The 15340-nt window shown below is 62.8% G+C and carries 15 protein-coding genes and 1 tRNA gene; 5 read left to right on the plus strand and 11 right to left on the minus strand.

What is annotated here, in order from left to right:
• The first annotated feature begins 38 nt into the window (after positions 1-38).
• Entirely contained in the window at positions 39-1352 is a 1314-nt protein-coding gene (gene phoR, locus AC57B1_RS35650) for a phosphate regulon sensor histidine kinase PhoR (protein WP_091792612.1), read from the plus strand.
• A gap of 237 nt (positions 1353-1589) precedes the next feature.
• Here phoR and ppk1 read toward each other — a convergent pair whose 3' ends face one another.
• Positions 1590-3653, minus strand: a complete 2064-nt coding sequence (ppk1, locus tag AC57B1_RS35655; RefSeq protein WP_408354077.1) for a polyphosphate kinase 1 — start codon at positions 3651-3653, stop codon at positions 1590-1592.
• 201 nt (positions 3654-3854) lie between these two features.
• Between ppk1 and ppx the strand changes: the two genes are divergently transcribed.
• On the plus strand, positions 3855-5480 hold the full coding sequence (gene ppx, locus AC57B1_RS35660; protein ID WP_496420034.1) for an exopolyphosphatase: 1626 nt from the start codon (positions 3855-3857) through the stop codon (positions 5478-5480).
• A 107-nt stretch (positions 5481-5587) separates the two neighbouring features.
• On the opposite strand, the gene AC57B1_RS35665 is transcribed toward ppx, so the two are convergent.
• From AC57B1_RS35665 to AC57B1_RS35685, 5 genes are all read right to left on the minus strand, one after another.
• A complete protein-coding gene (locus AC57B1_RS35665; RefSeq protein ID WP_496420035.1) occupies positions 5588-6400 on the minus strand; it encodes a GNAT family N-acetyltransferase in 813 nt (270 codons plus the stop codon).
• Between the two features lie 348 nt (positions 6401-6748).
• Positions 6749-7207 carry a phosphohistidine phosphatase SixA gene (gene sixA / locus AC57B1_RS35670; RefSeq protein WP_496420036.1) on the minus strand — a complete coding sequence of 153 codons (459 nt, stop codon included), beginning with the start codon at positions 7205-7207 and terminating at the stop codon, positions 6749-6751.
• Between the two features lie 252 nt (positions 7208-7459).
• A tRNA-Pro gene (locus tag AC57B1_RS35675) sits at positions 7460-7536 on the minus strand.
• A 95-nt stretch (positions 7537-7631) separates the two neighbouring features.
• Positions 7632-7790: a DUF3309 family protein gene (locus tag AC57B1_RS35680; RefSeq protein ID WP_091792618.1), complete on the minus strand. Its 159-nt coding sequence runs from the start codon at positions 7788-7790 to the stop codon at positions 7632-7634.
• Positions 7791-8168: 378 nt separating this feature from the next.
• The gene (locus AC57B1_RS35685) at positions 8169-8342 is read right to left on the minus strand and encodes a hypothetical protein (RefSeq protein ID WP_177204940.1); all 174 of its coding nucleotides are present in this window, start codon (positions 8340-8342) and stop codon (positions 8169-8171) included.
• A gap of 190 nt (positions 8343-8532) precedes the next feature.
• On the opposite strand from AC57B1_RS35685, the gene AC57B1_RS35690 reads away from it, so the two are divergent.
• Positions 8533-8703 (plus strand): hypothetical protein, encoded by a 171-nt coding sequence (locus AC57B1_RS35690; RefSeq protein WP_408354089.1) that lies wholly within the window; start codon positions 8533-8535, stop codon positions 8701-8703.
• Positions 8704-9038: 335 nt separating this feature from the next.
• Here the strand turns inward: AC57B1_RS35690 and AC57B1_RS35695 are convergent, their stop codons facing one another.
• Positions 9039-10406 carry an MATE family efflux transporter gene (locus AC57B1_RS35695; RefSeq protein WP_408354092.1) on the minus strand — a complete coding sequence of 456 codons (1368 nt, stop codon included), beginning with the start codon at positions 10404-10406 and terminating at the stop codon, positions 9039-9041.
• Entirely contained in the window at positions 10403-10711 is a 309-nt protein-coding gene (locus AC57B1_RS35700) for a DUF2288 domain-containing protein (protein ID WP_408186617.1), read from the minus strand. The genes AC57B1_RS35695 and AC57B1_RS35700 overlap by 4 nt, the downstream gene beginning before the upstream one ends.
• A 107-nt stretch (positions 10712-10818) precedes the next feature.
• Here AC57B1_RS35700 and AC57B1_RS35705 point away from each other — a divergent pair, with 107 nt between their 5' ends.
• Both AC57B1_RS35705 and AC57B1_RS35710 read left to right on the plus strand, forming a co-directional pair.
• The gene (locus tag AC57B1_RS35705) at positions 10819-11547 is read left to right on the plus strand and encodes a pentapeptide repeat-containing protein (RefSeq protein ID WP_496420037.1); all 729 of its coding nucleotides are present in this window, start codon (positions 10819-10821) and stop codon (positions 11545-11547) included.
• Positions 11548-11742: 195 nt separating this feature from the next.
• Positions 11743-11994, plus strand: a complete 252-nt coding sequence (locus tag AC57B1_RS35710; protein WP_496420038.1) for a hypothetical protein — start codon at positions 11743-11745, stop codon at positions 11992-11994.
• Between the two features lie 432 nt (positions 11995-12426).
• Here AC57B1_RS35710 and AC57B1_RS35715 read toward each other — a convergent pair whose 3' ends face one another.
• The 3 genes from AC57B1_RS35715 to AC57B1_RS35725 form a co-directional block, all read right to left on the minus strand.
• Positions 12427-12753 carry a hypothetical protein gene (locus tag AC57B1_RS35715; protein ID WP_091792622.1) on the minus strand — a complete coding sequence of 109 codons (327 nt, stop codon included), beginning with the start codon at positions 12751-12753 and terminating at the stop codon, positions 12427-12429.
• Positions 12754-12963: 210 nt separating this feature from the next.
• The gene (locus tag AC57B1_RS35720) at positions 12964-13677 is read right to left on the minus strand and encodes a peptidoglycan DD-metalloendopeptidase family protein (protein ID WP_496420039.1); all 714 of its coding nucleotides are present in this window, start codon (positions 13675-13677) and stop codon (positions 12964-12966) included.
• A 232-nt stretch (positions 13678-13909) separates the two neighbouring features.
• Positions 13910-14818 (minus strand): aldose epimerase family protein, encoded by a 909-nt coding sequence (locus AC57B1_RS35725; protein ID WP_496420040.1) that lies wholly within the window; start codon positions 14816-14818, stop codon positions 13910-13912.
• Positions 14819-15340 lie beyond the last annotated feature (522 nt).

A 15340-nucleotide genomic window follows, 5' to 3' on the forward strand; every position in this document is an offset into this window, starting at 1 on the left:
ATTCCGGCGCATAGGCTTTTTTCTTCGATCGCTAGACCATGAACATCATCTGGGCGCGCTCCATCGTGTCGGTCGTGCTGCTGGCTGTTCTGTGCGTGGTGGTCGGCGCACTGGTGAACGTCAAGACAGCGCTCGTCCTCGCGATCGTCATGTTGCTCGCGCAGAGCATTTTCAGCACCTTCCATAAGCAGCGTCTGTGGCGTTTGCTCGACGCGCCGGTGTACGGCGAAGTGCCGAGCGCCCCCGGCATCTGGGGCGAAATCTACTACCGTTTGCACAAGCTCGCGAAGCGCTGGCACGCTCAGGTGCGCCAGGTCGAGCAGCAGCATTCGCGGTTCATCCAGGCGATCCAGGCTTCGCCAAACGGCGTGGCGATGCTCGACGATCATGATCAGATCGAGTGGTGCAACGCGATCTCCGAACTCCATTTCGGCCTGGACGCGAAACGCGATCTGCGTCAACACATCACGCATCTCGTGCGTCAGCCGGACTTTGTGCGTTACCTGAATTCGCACCGGTACGAAGAGATGCTGATCATGCGCGGCATGGGTGACAAGCGTCAAAACGTGCTGTCGGTACAGGTCTTTCCGTACGGCGAAAACCGCAAGCTGGTGCTCTCGCAAGACATCACCGAACTCGAACGGACCGATGCAATGCGGCGCGACTTCGTCGCCAATGTGTCGCATGAGCTGAAGACGCCACTCACGGTGCTCTCGGGTTTTCTGGAGACCATGCGCGAGTTGCCGTTGAGCGAAGCTGAACGTTCGCGCTATCTCGAGCTGATGGAGCAACAGGCTTCGCGCATGCGCCATATCGTCAGCGACCTGTTGGTGCTCGCCAAACTCGAGGGCGACAACAAGCCGCCGAGCGATCAGATGATCGACATGCGCGCGGTGTTGCGGCATTTGCGTGACGACGCGCAAAGCCTGTCGAGCGATCATCACAAGATCGTGTTCGATGCCGATGAAGGGCTCACCGTCACCGGCGTCGAAACGGAAATTCTCAGCGCGTTCGGCAATCTCGTCACGAACGCGATCCGCTACACGCCGGACGGCGGTGCGATCAAGGTGTCCTGGCACGCGCAAGGCGGCAATGCGGTCTTTTCCGTCACGGACAGTGGATTGGGCATTCCCGCCGCGGACATTCCGCGGCTGACCGAGCGCTTCTACCGCGTGGATCGCAGCCGTTCACGCGACACCGGCGGAACGGGTCTCGGTCTCGCGATCGTCAAGCACGTGCTGCAACGTCACGATGCACAGCTCGATGTGAAGAGCGAAGAGGGGCGTGGCAGTACGTTCACGGTGCGCTTTCCGGTGTATCGCACGGCGCGTCGGCAACCGGCGCCGGTTTGAGGTTAACGCATCGTTTGCATTGGCTCGGGATGTTCGCGTGAGCCACCGTGAGTCGATTGAACGCCTAATCGACTCATAATATGAGCGGATATCGACTCCGCCCCGAACTGCCGCATGCGGGTGATGTGGGGCAAAACGTTGCCCGCCGCCGGGAAAGCCTCTTTCCAAAGCGAGAAGAACCTTATTCGACGGCGCGTGACGAGCGTTGTTACTAGCCCGCCGAAGCGCGCGCACCCGTCACGAACAGAATTTCCCCAGCAGACTCATCTGCGCGTTGCGCGAAGACTTGCCCGGCCGACGGCGCCGATAATGGCCGTCGCTTTGCATCAGCCACGCGGATTGATTGTCGCCGAGAAACGCCGACAGACCTTCGGCGATCACGCGTCGCTTAAGACGCCGGTTGTTGACCGGAAACGCGACTTCCACGCGCCGGAAGAAGTTGCGGTCCATCCAGTCGGCGCTCGACAGATACACCTGTTCCTTGCCACCGTCGTAGAAGTAGAAGATGCGGTGATGTTCGAGAAAGCGCCCGACGATCGAGCGCACGGTGATGTTCTCCGAAAGGCCCGCCACGCCCGGCTGCAACGAACACACGCCACGCACGATCAGATCGATTTTGACGCCGGCTTGCGCTGCTTCGTACAACTCGGCAATCACCGTGGGTTCGAGCAGCGCGTTCATCTTCGCGACGATGCGCGCTTTCCTGCCGGCGCGCGCATGCTCGGCTTCAGCGCGAATCGCCTCGACCAGTTTCGGATGCAGCGTGAACGGCGATTGCCACAACTCGTGCAGCTTCAATTCACCGCCAATGCCGGTCAACTGCTGGAACACGTGATGCACGTCTTCGCAGATTTTCTGGTCGGCGGTCATGAGGCCGAAGTCGGTGTAAAGACGCGCCGTACGCGGATGATAGTTACCGGTGCCGAGGTGCACGTAACGCTTGAGCGTGGTCTTGCCGCCCACCGACACGCGCCGCACGATCAGCATCATCTTCGCGTGGCACTTGTGGCCCACTACGCCATACACGACGTGTGCGCCGACCGCTTCGAGCTGCGAGGCCCAGTTGATGTTGGTTTCTTCGTCGAAGCGCGCGAGCAGTTCGACCACCACCGTCACCTCCTTGCCGTTGCGCGCGGCTTGCATGAGCGCGTCCATTAGCGGCGAATCGGTGCCGGTGCGATAGATGGTCTGCTTGATGGCCATCACGTTCGGATCTTTGGCCGCCTGCAGCAACAGTTCGAGCACCGGCTGAAAACTTTCGTACGGGTGGTGCAGCAGCACGTCGCCCTGATCGATTACGTCGAACATGCTGGTGCTGTTGGCGATCTGCGGTGGAATCGCGGGAATGTGCGGCACGAACTTCAGATCGGGGCGGTCCACCATCTCCGGCAATTGCATCAGCCGCACGAGATTGACGGGGCCGTCGGCGTAATAGCAATCTTTGTTGGAGAGGCTGCTTTCATCGAGCAGGCGCCGCACCACGTGCGAGGGCGTGTCCGCCGACACCTCGAGCCGCACCGCGTTGCCCAGATGCCGCGCCGGCAATTCACCCTGCAGCGCGACACGCAGATTGGTGATTTCGTCTTCGTCGACGAACAGTTCGCTATTGCGCGTGATGCGAAACTGATTGCAACTGCGCACGACGAGGTTCGGAAACAGCTCGCCGACGAAGCGTTGCAACAGCGAGCTCAGCAGCACGAAGCCATGCGGGTAGCCGGATAGCTCCTGCGGCATGCGCACGAGGCGCGGCAGCGCGCGAGGCGCCTGCACGATGCCCATCATCGCCTGACGGCCGAAGGCGTCCTTGCCCTCCAGTTCGACGACAAAGTTCAGGCTCTTGTTAAGCACGCGCGGAAACGGATGCGCCGGATCGAGTCCGATCGGAGTCAGCACCGGCAGCAGTTCGTCGAAGAAGTAGTTGCGCGCCCATTCGGTCTGCGCTTCGTTCCACGCTTCGGTCCCGTGAAAATAGATGCCTTCCGCTTCGAGCGCGGTGAGCACCGTGTCGTGCAGCATGGTGTATTGACGATGCACGAGCTTCTGCGCGCGTTCGACCACGAGGTCGTAGACATGCTGCAGCGACATGCCGTCCGGCGACAGTGCGCCCGGGTTGTCGCGCATCTGCTCCTGCAGCCCGGCCATGCGGACCTCGAAGAATTCGTCGAGATTGCTACTGGTGATGCAGATGAAGCGCAGGCGTTCGAGCAAAGGGACGGCGGGGTCGGCAGCTTGTGCCAACACACGCTCGTTGAAACCCAGAATGCCCAGCTCGCGATTCAATAAGGGGTAGCGGATGGACATCGGCAGCGAGAATGGAATGTCAGGAAGAGAGGCGGAAAGACGCTCGGAAATTCTCACAGTATGATGACGTTGTTATGACATTCTCGATGTTTTAAATTTTACGCCGGATTCGCTGCGTGTCGTCAATATGACGCAGTTCATATGGGAGCATAGTTTCCCCCAACGCTGCGAGGTGACATCGTGAGGTCCGGTACGCTTAGAATGGCGTCTTTGAACAGCGCGGCCGGCCAGAAGGCGCCTAAGGCACCGGGTGGACGACCGGCTCCCCACGCATCTTCCGTCGCCACGCTCGCGCGCATGGAGTCCGCTTACTCGATGGTCACTACGCCACAACTCCTCGCTGCCGTCGATCTCGGCTCGAACAGCTTCCGGCTGATCGTCGGCCGGGTCGAGGAAACCGACGCAGGCAGCCAGATCTATCAGGTCGACGCGTTGCGCGAGCCGGTTCGCCTCGCGGCCGGCCTGTCGCGCGACAAGATGCTCGATCGCGCTTCGCAGGTGCGCGGATGGGACGCGCTCAAGCGTTTCGGCGAGCGTCTTCGCGACTTTCACCCCGATCATGTGCGTGCTGTCGCCACCAATACGTTGCGCATCGCCAAGAATGCCGGCGAATTTCTCGGTGAGGCACAAGCTGCGCTGGGTTTTCCGATCGAAGTGATCGCCGGGCGTGAAGAAGCGCGCCTGATCTACGCCGGCGCTGCACACTCCGTGCCTGCGAGCCCTGGCAAACGTCTGGTGGTCGACATTGGCGGCGGCTCGACGGAATTCATCATCGGCTCGCATTACACGCCGATCAAGATGGAGAGCCTGTATATCGGCTGCGTGAGCCATAGCCGTGCGTTCTTCCCGGCCGGCAACGTCGACGAATACACCATGCGCCAGGCCGAACTCGCCGCGGGGCGCGAAATCCAGATCATTTCCGCCGAGTACAAGAAGACCGGCTGGGAGCAGGCGATCGGCTCGTCGGGCACCGCACGCGCGTTGGCCGAACTGGTCGAAGCGAACGGCTTCAATGATCCGGGCGTTACGCACGGCATTTCGCGCGGCGGCCTTGAACGGCTCAAGCGCGCGCTCATCAAGGCGGAGAACGTTAATCGGCTGAAGCTCGTCGCGTTGAAGGGCGATCGGGTTCCGGTGCTGGCCGGTGGCCTGTCGATCATGATCGCGGTGTTCGACGAACTCGGCGTCGATTACGTCGACACCACGGACGGCGCGCTGCGTCTCGGCGTGCTGTACGACCTGCTGGGCCGTTCGCAGCACGAGGACATGCGCACGGTGACGGTAGAAGGCTTCATGCGCCGCTATGGCGTGGATCGGGCGCAGGCGGGGCGCATCGGCGAACTCGCGGTGCGCTTTTACGACCAGTTCGCGGAACCCGACGAAGAACGCCGTGCGGAAAACCGCATGTTTCTTGGCTGGGCGGCAGCGCTGCACGAAATCGGCCTGTCGATCTCGCACAGCGCGTATCACAAGCATTCGGCCTATATCGCCAGCAACGCGGACATGCCGGGCTTTTCGCGCACCGACCAGGCGCGGCTCGCCGCGCTCGTGCTCGGTCACGCGGGCAAACTCGGCAAGCTTTCTCAAACGCGCGAAGTGGAGTGGCCGCTGTTGTTCTGTCTGCGCCTCGCGGCGCTGCTGTGCCGTCGGCGTGCGGATGTCGGCTTGCCGGGAATTTCGGTGGCGCAAGTCAACGGCGGTTACGAGGTGCGTTTGCCGAACGAGTGGGTGGTCAACAATCCGCTCACCGACTACAGCCTGATCCAGGAAGCTGCGGAGTGGGAGAAGGTCGGTCTGCCGTATCGCGTGGTCTATACGGACGATTGAACGTTCGAGCCCGTGCATAAATGAGAAAGCCCGGCATGTCGCCGGGCTTTTTTACGGCCGTTCGTTTCGCCGACGCGCATCGAGGCGCGTCACGCGAGCGAGTTCGCTTAGCGCGGCAGCGCATCGCCGAGGAAATGGCGAGCGTAACGTGCATTGATATCGGACAAACGGAACAGTGTCAGAAAGTCCGCGGTATTGAAGTCGGGATCCCATGCCGGTGCGCCGCAAATCTTGGCGCCGAGGCGCAGATAGCCCTTCACCAGCGGCGGCGGCGCCACTTCGGCGCCCGTTTGCAATTCATCGACCGGCAGCGGCGTATGCGGGAACGCGCGATATTCCGGCGCGGTCAGCGCGTTGTCGCGCAGCGAGCAATACAGATTCGCCGCGTAGTGGCCACCGTCAACCATCGCCACGCTCGCGCAGCCGAGCATCGTCTCGTAGCCGTTGTGCTTCATGTAGGCGGCAAGCCCCGCCCACAGCGACATGATGACCGAGCCGCTGCGATAGTCGGGATGCACGCACGAGCGGCCCACTTCGACCATCTTGGCGCGCAGGTGCGTCAGGCGCGACACATCGAATTCGCTTTCCGCATACAGACGGCCAATGCGCGCGGCCTGATGCGGCGGCAAGGCGCGATACGTGCCGACCACTTTCAACGTGTCGAGATCGCGCACCAGCAGGTGATCGCAGTAGGCGTCGAACAAATCGACGTCGAGACCCGCGGGGCCCGTCAGACGCGCGCCCATTTCGTCGGCGAACACGCGGTAGCGCAGACGCTGGGCTTCGCGCAGTTCCTCGTCGGTGCGCGCCCACGTCACCTGCAAACGATGCTGGGCGGTGACCGTCTCCTCGGCGCGCGGCAGGCGGCGCGACTCGAAGATGGAAGCGAGGGGCAGGGTAGGCGTCGGCAGTTCTCGCATGGGGGGTCCTGGTCGAAAAAAGGGAGAATTCTTTTTTCGCCAATGTAGTAACGCCTGGTGACGCTCGCATGGCAAAGCCATGACGATTGGATGACTGCCCGTAAGCTGCAGGCGCGCGGCTTGTAATCTTGCGAGGGGCGGCGGCGAGTGTTGCTCCCGCGCAAATGCCGGGCATGGGGCGACGTGTGGGAGCAGTTCGAGCGCCGGGACGATTCAATCCCGGCGAAGTGGGGCAAGCGTGTGATCGATACGGGCGGCGCGGCGAGGGTCGCGAACCGCGTGTGGGTTTTTATGGGCGCGGGCTCGCCGAACCGCGTGGGGTTTTTTAAGCCGGCCCGCCGAACTGAGTCAGACCAGATCGGGACTCATTGCGGCGCGCAACACGGCGTGGTCGTCGCCGTCGCGCTCGCGGCTCGCAATCCACCATACGCCGGCTTTCTTGAGCGGCCAGCTTGCTTCGCTATTGCCAAGCAGACGCGCGGCCACGTGGCCGAGCGTGGGTTGATGGCCGACGATCACCACCGTCTGCGCGACGCCTTTGGGCCAGCCGGCCGCCTCGAGCACGTCGTCCGCGCTCGCGTTGGGCGCGAGTTCGCGCAGCACGCGATATTGATCGCTCAAGGTCTCGGCGGTCTGGATGGTGCGCACGGCAGGACTCGCGAGCACCACGGCGTCATCGGGCAGTCGGGTGCGCAGCCACTTGGCGACGCTTTGCGCCTGCTTGCGGCCTCGGGTGGTGAGCGCTCGCGCGAGGTCGGTCGTGGCGATTTCTTCGGCTTCGGCGTGACGCCAGAGAATCAGATCCATGCGTGTCTCCTTGACTCTGGTTGCGGCGCTTGTGCCTGATGAGGCACGCGCACGGTTTTGATCACTGTCGCATGCGGGCTCGTGAATCCGCAAGGCGATCGGGGCAGACCGTATAAGCGTTGCGGCAAGTCGTCGCGGTGTGACGCGCGTGAGCAGTTGCTTCGTTTGTCGCGCTTTGTTTGTCGCGACGCGAACGCCAAAAAGCAAAAACCCGCGTAGCCGGAGGCTACGCGGGTTTCGTGTTGCTTTTCGTGGTCGGAGCGAAAGGATTCGAACCTTCGACCCTCTGATCCCAAATCAGATGCGCTACCAGGCTGCGCTACGCTCCGACGAATCCGAGATTCTACGTGGCATTGGGTGCCAGAGTCAATCACGATTTGCGCCGGACCGAAAACAATCGCTCAGAAACGCGATGCGGCCGCGATTATATGCGTCCCATCAGCAGCAAGACGATCACGATGATCAGTACGACGCCCACGAGTCCGGTCGGCCGGTAGCCCCAGCCGCTGCTATACGGCCAGCTCGGCAGCGCGCCGATCAGCAGGAGGATGAGCACGATAAGCAGTATGGTTCCGATGGTCATTCTGGTTCTCCCTGTCTGGCCTCGGCCAGTTAGTCTGATTGGTTCGGCGCATTCACGCCGGGACATTCCGCGCGCGATCTGCGCGCTGCTTGCAGACTGGAGAGCAGCAAGGCGTGTGCCTGAGCGGGTTGTAGCGACGAGCGAGCGCGGAACGGCGGTCGGGCGCCGTGCGTCACGAGAGCGCAATGGGCGTGGAGAGTGACGGGCAGGAAAGATTCGCGCGGCCCGGGCGGATGCGTTGCCGCCTTCACCGCGCAATGGGGCAATAATTCAGTGCGTGGCCGCCGTCGCGCTGGTCTTCCGCGCGCAGGCATGATTGAAATCCGCCTGCAACAGCAAGACCACTGCGGGCGTCATCGTTCGTCAGCCGGTTTCCGTTCAGTGCCGGCGACGCATCCAATGCGGCATGTGCTGATGAGTCAGCCAGTGATGCACCATGCCTTCGCCGTCGTGTTCGCGCCGATACGTTCTCGCTTCGAAAATCGATAAGGCGAGTAGCACGAGCAGGCCTATGGCGAGTCCGGTCAGACCCGCGATCGTTTCTGCGTCCATGGCAGCCTCCTATGACATGCGGCGGTGACTTTATAGTAGGTCACGCGCGACAAAATGGCAGGCACACGCTGTTTTCCGCGGCGTCGTTAAAGGCGCTTTGCGGTTAGACTCTCGGCGCTCGCGCTTGCCGGACTACCGGCCGGCTGCTGCTTTTTTTATTCTGCATTCTGCTTCGAGAGACCACCTGTTTATGATCCGCGTTCCGATGCTTGCGTTGCTGCTGATTGCCGGCGTTGCCGGCTGTGCGAACAATCCGTCCGGCCATCACGGCGGTCCGCCGCCGCAAGATCCCGCCGACTATCACGGCGTGCCGACCGACACCCGGCCGCCAACGATGGTGCCTTCACCGGCTGCGCCTTGAGCGTCGACGGAACACGAAATCGGCAAAGGGGATGTGGGTAGCGGGGGCGAAGCACCGGCGCGGGCACGCCGGCGCCTCTGACCCGCGCAGACTGTTCGCGCGGAATGCGCGGGCTGGGGTCATTTTAGGGCGCGCGTGGCGGCGGATATGTGTGCGCTTGTTTCAAGCCGTAACCGGCTACCGCGATGCGAAATGAGTGGGGCTTAAGCTGGCCAACTGGGCCAAGCCGCTTAGGCTCTTCGAGCCCTTCGAGCCCTTCGAGCCCTTCGAGCCCTTCGAGCCCTTCGAGCCCTTCGAGCCGATCAAGCCAGCAAGCCAGCAAGCCAGCAAGCCACCTACCCCGTCGCACCCGCCATGCCGCGCACGACGCCCGGCACGTACCGACCGAGCGTGAGGCCGCGCAGCGCCATAAAGAACAGCATCGCGGCCCACAAACCGTGATTGCCGTAGAGCGCCAGCAAGGCCCACGACGCCGCCACGAACAGCGTGAACGACACCACCATCGACATCATGAGTTCGCGCGTGCGGGTCGCACCGATGAACACCCCATCGAGCAGAAAGCCCCACACGGAAACCACCGGCGAGAGCGCCGCCCACGGCAGATACATCTCAGCGGTGACGCGCACCGCGGCCTGATTGGTCAGACGTTCGACGATCCACGAGCCCGCGCTCCAATACACCAGCGAGAACCCCAGTGCGCCGAGGCCCGACCACAGCGCCGTCACCTTGATCGCCTGCGTGAATGCATGCCGCTCGCGCGCGCCGATCGCCGCGCCGACCAGCGCCTCCGCGGCGTGCGCAAAGCCGTCGAGCCCGTAAGCCATGAAGGTCTGAAAATTGAGCAGCAGCGCGTTGGCGGCGAGTGTGGTGTCGCCTTGCCGCGCGCCCAGATGGGCAAACCAGCCGAACGACGAGAGCAGGCACAAGGTGCGCACGAAGATGTCGCGATTGAGCACCACCAGCCGCGTGAGCGCAGCCGTGTCGAACAGGGCTGCGCGGTTCAGCGCGGGCAGGCCGCGCGGCCTGCCGTGCCATAACAGCGCGGCGCCGAGCACGAAGCCGAGTGCGTCGGCAGTGGCCGTGGCCGCGCCGATGCCCGCTACGCCCCAATCGAACACATACACGTACAACAGCACTGCCGCGATGTTCACGCCGTTGATAAACGCCTGCGAGAGCAACGCGAGCCGCACCTGCTGCGTGCCGAGCAGCCAGCCGAGCACCACGTAATTGCCCAGCGCGAGCGGGGCGGCCCAGATGCGCGCGTGGCAATAGAGCCGGGCATTGCGTTGTACCGCGTCGCTGCCGCCGATCACGCGCAAGGCGTAGTCGATCAGAGGCAATTGCAGCGCCAGCACCGTGGCGCCGATCGCGGCCGCCAGCAACAGCGCGCGTACGACGTTGTTGCGCAGTTCGGCGGAGTCGTTCGCGCCGTGCGATTGCGCGACCAGACCCGTGGTGCCCATGCGCAGGAAGCCGAAGCCCCAGAACACGAAGTTGAAAAAGAGCCCGCCGAGCGCCACGCCGCCGAGATACGACGCGCCGTCAAGATGGCCGGCGACAGCGGTGTCGACCGCACCGAGAATCGGCTGCGTCAGATTCGCAAGGACGATGGGAAACGCCAGCGCCAGCACCCGGCGGTGCCAGTGGATGGGAACGGCGGGCGCTGCTGCCGACGGGTCCGCGCCGCGCGCGGCATTGCTCAATTGCGTTCCTGCACGCACACCCAAGGCGAGACGACGACCGCCCAGAGGTCCGGGTCGCGCGCGGCGAAATCGGCGGCGGTTTCCGCCTGCACGCGCTCGACGAGGCCCGCGGACAGCCATTGCGTCACCTGCGCGGTGTCGTCGCTGGCGATGGCTTCGGCAACGCTGACCAGGTCGAGGTCGCGCACGACGCGCAGCAGCATGCCGCGCGCAAAAAAGCGTTCGAGTTCGGGCCAGCCAATCTTGGCGGTTTCGGCGAGCAGCTTGGCGTACAGCGGGCTATGGGTGGCGTCGTTGGAAGTCATCGTAAGCGGGATTTGACGGGGTCGTTACTATAAACCATCGGTACGGGCCGCCAGCGGGGGCCGCGTTCCGGTAGGCTAGCGGTCTTTCGAAATCGATTCTAACCTTCATGTCACTGGATTCAACGGCGCCGGCTGCGGGCGCGCCAGCGCATATCGTGACCGACGCGACGCTCACGCGTGCCGAGGTCGAGCAACTCATCGCGGCGAGCGGCGCCGGCAATAAGGCGCCGCTTCATTTCACCGGCTGCGATTTCGAAGGCGTGGATCTGTCACGACTCGACCTGCGCGGCGCCGAGTTTCATCGCTGCACGATCGTCGAAACCTCGTTTTTCGGCGCGACGCTCTCGCATACCCGCTGGGTCCGTTGCCGCGGCCGCGAAGCGGATTTCGCGTCAGCCGATCTGGTCGACGCGCAGTTTCAGTCGAGTGACCTGAACAACACCAGTTGGCGGCGCGCCAAGCTCGCTTCGGCGTCGTTTCACAGCTGTAAGCTGACCGGCGCCAATTTTGAAGCGTGCGCGGCGCTCGGCTTGAGCTTCGTCGAAACCCTGCTGGTCGGCGCGCACTTGCGCGGCCTGTCGTTTCGCAAAGCCACTCTGCATCAGCTCGATTTCTCCGACGCCGATCTCGCCGGGGTCGATTTCCGCGAAGCGATTTTCGACGGCGGCAGCCTGAAGGACGCGCATCTGAAGGGCGCGCGCTTCGACGGCGCGGACCTGCGCGAAGCCGACCTGAGCGGCGTGCGGCTCGTCGACGCAGCGCTCTTCAAGGGCGCGACGATCTCACATGCTCAGGCAGCCGTGCTCGTCACCGAACTGGGCTTGCGCGTCATGTAGGCACGAAACTCCAGGCGGCCGATTTTAGCCATTCGGCCAGCTTGAACGATTCGATGGCGGTACTTGTGATTTGTTTGATCGACTCATTAATGTGAGTCGATTTTCGGCGCCGCAATTTGTCGGTGGATTAACCGATCTCTGTATATTCGCTATTCGCGAATGTGTGGTGAATAAATCAGCTGATTTATCGAGGCATTGAATGTCATCACGATTTTCATTGATTGTCAGAAAGAGTGCGTTGGCGCACTAAAGCTACGCAAGACGCAAAGCGTCCGAAATATGCTGAATGGATTAGCCGAAATCCGCCAGTGCCCTTTCTTCAGCCTTTTCGCAGGCCATTTCAGGCGGATTCCAGCGCCGCGCGGTGCGCCGGGCAATCCGCGGGTTTTGCGTGGGCTTTGCGGCGTGGCACTGTTGGCGTTTCATTTGAAACGCTGGGCGTATTAAGCCTGTTTATTTCCGACTTGTTTGGTTCACGTAGCGCGGAATCCGTACGCCGTATCACATTGCATGCGCAATTAATATATTGCGCTTGTAAAAGCGGGTTGTTAGATTTCGTTCTGGCGCATGGTGAACCGGTCCTTTGCCGATATGCGCCGAACCCCCGTTAGCCCGGCCTCGTGCCGGGCTTTTTTTTCGTGGGATTCACGTGCGGGTCACTGCGGTTTCATATCAACGGCGGATCATGAAACCTTACTTTTTCTTTCCTGAGTATGACCGCGCTACTCATCTTTCTTGGCATCTGGCCGATCGCGCTCGGCGTGCTGGTCGCCTTCGCCGCGCGCATCGACCCGCGCTCAGGACGCTGGCGCCGCCGCTAATCGCAGCGGCCGCCCGCGTGGCGGCTGGCGCGTTGCCGTGCGTGGTCGTGGGTTATCGTCATTGCTTGCAGCGAACCACCATCGAGCGATTTTTCACGTTCGCGCCAAAAATACCGCCCACCGTTCCGCCCGAGGTCGCGCCGTTGTCGACATCTTTCGAAACGACGTCGTAGCCATAGTTGCCGCACACTTCACCCGCGCGTTTGTAGCACTCGGCCCAGCTCGAGCTTGCGTCGCTGCCGCTGCAATTGATTGCAAAGCCGGTGTCGCCGCTCGGCAGGTAGGTCATGGTGGTGGTGCTGGAGCAGCCGCCGAGGCCGCCGAGCGTCAGTACGCCGAGACCGATCGCCGCAGCCGTCGCGACGGACGCAAATGCGCTCTTCATAGAGGTTCCTTACAAATGACCGAAAAAGACGTGAAGCGAGGCCACGTCGTGTCCTGATTGGGCGTTTTATAGCACGCCGGGTTCCCTTGGCCGCCTTGCACGGCGCGTGCCAGACACGGGACCGAGTGAGCGCCAGAGGCGCATACATGATCGGCAAGTCCGGATCGGGACTGGCGAAACCGCCCGCCAGTCCGCGCTTGCGTCCGCCCTCTAGCGAGGCGGCAGCGCCCGCGACGGGTCGATCGAACGCCCCTGATAGCGCAGCTCGAAATGCAGCATGACACGGTCGGTATCGGTGTCGCCCATCTCGGCAATTTTCTCGCCGCGCGTGACCGATTGGCCTTCCTTCACCAGCAGCACACGGTTGTGCGCATAGGCGGTCAGATACTCGGCGTTGTGTTTCAGAATCAGCAGATTGCCGTAGCCGCGCAAACCATTGCCGGCGTAGACCACCGTGCCGGGCGCCGCGGCGATCACGGGCGTGCCCGCTGCCGCCGAAATATCGATGCCCTTCGAATTGCTGCCGTCGAAACGGCGGATGACCGTGCCGTCGGCTGGCCATACCAGCGAGATGGTCGAAGCCGGAGCGGCGGACGGCGTACTGTCCGCGGGCGCCGGGCGCGTAGCCGGCAAAGACGCGCTGCCGTTTCCACTGCTGCGCACGGCGCCACCGGTCGACGCGGCGCCGCCCGGCGGCGCGACGCGCAGGACTTGGCCGACCTCGATGCTGTCCGGATTGGTCAGATTGTTCCAGCGCACGATGCTTTGCACCGATTGCCGGTTACTGCGCGCGATCTTCGACAGCGTATCGCCCTGTTCCACCCGATAGAAGCCCGGTCCCACCGGCGCCGACCCGCACGCGGCGAGCAAAGCCACCAACGACGCGCCGACGAGCTGCTTCATCATTCTTGTTGTGTTACGCATTGGACCTCGCAAACCGCTGCCGCGCGCCGATCCCGATCACGCGGCAGGTGGATACAAAGCGCTCGATTCTAACGGTTTTGCGCTGCAACACGCGAAAAGCCGCCAACGCTGGAGGCTCGCGCGGGCCAACGTGCGGTGAAATGTAGCGACGGTCGTGGCAAAAGCAGGGCTAAAGCCGGAAGCAAACCCCGCTTCAAATCCGTCCGCGAGCCTGTAAGTGAAATTACCGCGATCAACCCAGCCTGGTGACGGTGATGCGCAGCGCCGCGACCTCCGTCTGACCCGGTTCGAGCCAGCGCAAGCCCATGCCGTTGTGAATCGCGTCCGGCAGTCCGAGCCACGGTTCGACACAGTAGAAGTCCGAGTCCGCGGCTTCGGTCCACGTCGTCACGGCGTACCACGGCACCGAGCCCGGCCGTTGCAGGTCGATCGTGACGAGCCGGTCCAGACCCGGCGCGATGAGGCGGACCGGCTGATCCGGCGTGCCAGTGAGGCAATGGAAGCGGTCATGAATGCGCGCCTCGTCGAGCGTGTAGCGCGCTTCGCCAGGCTCGGCGGCGCTGATCGACCCGTCGTCCTGCTGATAGCGCCGTTCGGTGCGCGGCAGCTCCAGCGAGGTCTGGGCGCGCTGCGTGTGCGGCAGCGTGAAGTAGAAGTGATGGCCGGCGTAGTAGGGCAGACGCGCGTCGCCGGTATTGGTGGTGGTGAAGGTGACGTCGAGCGTGCGCGCATCCGCGAGGCTGTAGGCGGCCTCGAAGCGGAAGCCGAACGGATAGCCGTGACGGGTTGCCTTGCTATCGGTGAGGATCATGCGCAGTCCCGCGCCATGCACGTCGGCGTGAGCTTCGAATGGGAGGTCGCGGGCAAAGCCGTGCATCGGCAGTTCGCGCACCGTGCCTTTGGCGTCACGCCAGAAACCGATTTTGCCGTCGACTCTATGCCGGCCGAGAAACGGGAAGAGCAGGGGATTGCCGCCGCGAATCCGCGCGGGTTGGCTCCAGTCGGCGTGCTCCGGCCAATGGATGACTTCTTCGCCGTCGATCGTCCACGACATGAGGCGGCCGCCGGCTTGCGGCGCGAAACGCAGCACGGAGTCGTCCTGGTCGATCTCGAGAATGTCCTGTTGCGGGGAGAGGGGCATGGTCGATGGGCTGATGGGTAAGGGTTTGAGGGCGGACAGTGGTGAGCCGAAGGCCGCGCAAGCGCGGCTTGCGAGCGACGGTGAACATCGGAAATCGCCGCGCGGCGGCTCACGAAAGGAATGATTCTGCGCTGCTTTCCGCTACGGGGAAACCCTTCTGGGGAAATTGCGGGTGTCGCCGCAAGGGCATCCTTCTGATAATTCGTCTGACTCCCGGGTAACTTCGACGACCCGGCAAGATCGGCTCAGGAGGCTGTATGGATCTCGCAATGGCAATGGGTGTGGCTTTATTCGGCATGTTCGCGGCAAGCACGGTCTACTTCTTCTACAAACTCGAACGCTGATTCGAGCGCTCCGGATTACCTTCTTGTTTCGCCGTCAAAGCGCGGCTCGCGGATGGTTGGTCCGCCGGCTGTCATGACGTACACGCTAGTCACATAGGGCAGCCTTCCCACGGTGCCCGTCTTTTTCAGCCCCGTAACAACGGTTTCGAGTTGTGACGCGGCGCACAATATTTCCTCG

It is taken from the genome of Paraburkholderia sp. BGA-UO-ETr-F21 (genome assembly GCF_059567925.1).

Excerpts from the sequence above, each read along its gene's own strand:
- AC57B1_RS35685 (WP_177204940.1), bottom strand. The coding sequence starts at position 8,342 with ATGGACGCAGAAACGATCGCGGGTCTGACCGGACTCGCCATAGGCCTG.
- ppk1 (WP_408354077.1), bottom strand. The coding sequence starts at position 3,653 with ATGTCCATCCGCTACCCCTTATTGAATCGCGAGCTGGGCATTCTGGGT.
- AC57B1_RS35665 (WP_496420035.1), bottom strand. The coding sequence starts at position 6,400 with ATGCGAGAACTGCCGACGCCTACCCTGCCCCTCGCTTCCATCTTCGAG.
- ppx (WP_496420034.1), top strand. The coding sequence starts at position 3,855 with ATGGCGTCTTTGAACAGCGCGGCCGGCCAGAAGGCGCCTAAGGCACCG.
- sixA (WP_496420036.1), bottom strand. The coding sequence starts at position 7,207 with ATGGATCTGATTCTCTGGCGTCACGCCGAAGCCGAAGAAATCGCCACG.
- AC57B1_RS35705 (WP_496420037.1), top strand. The coding sequence starts at position 10,819 with ATGTCACTGGATTCAACGGCGCCGGCTGCGGGCGCGCCAGCGCATATC.
- AC57B1_RS35725 (WP_496420040.1), bottom strand. The coding sequence starts at position 14,818 with ATGCCCCTCTCCCCGCAACAGGACATTCTCGAGATCGACCAGGACGAC.
- AC57B1_RS35700 (WP_408186617.1), bottom strand. The coding sequence starts at position 10,711 with ATGACTTCCAACGACGCCACCCATAGCCCGCTGTACGCCAAGCTGCTC.
- AC57B1_RS35690 (WP_408354089.1), top strand. The coding sequence starts at position 8,533 with ATGATCCGCGTTCCGATGCTTGCGTTGCTGCTGATTGCCGGCGTTGCC.
- AC57B1_RS35720 (WP_496420039.1), bottom strand. The coding sequence starts at position 13,677 with ATGCGTAACACAACAAGAATGATGAAGCAGCTCGTCGGCGCGTCGTTG.
- AC57B1_RS35715 (WP_091792622.1), bottom strand. The coding sequence starts at position 12,753 with ATGAAGAGCGCATTTGCGTCCGTCGCGACGGCTGCGGCGATCGGTCTC.
- phoR (WP_091792612.1), top strand. The coding sequence starts at position 39 with ATGAACATCATCTGGGCGCGCTCCATCGTGTCGGTCGTGCTGCTGGCT.
- AC57B1_RS35680 (WP_091792618.1), bottom strand. The coding sequence starts at position 7,790 with ATGACCATCGGAACCATACTGCTTATCGTGCTCATCCTCCTGCTGATC.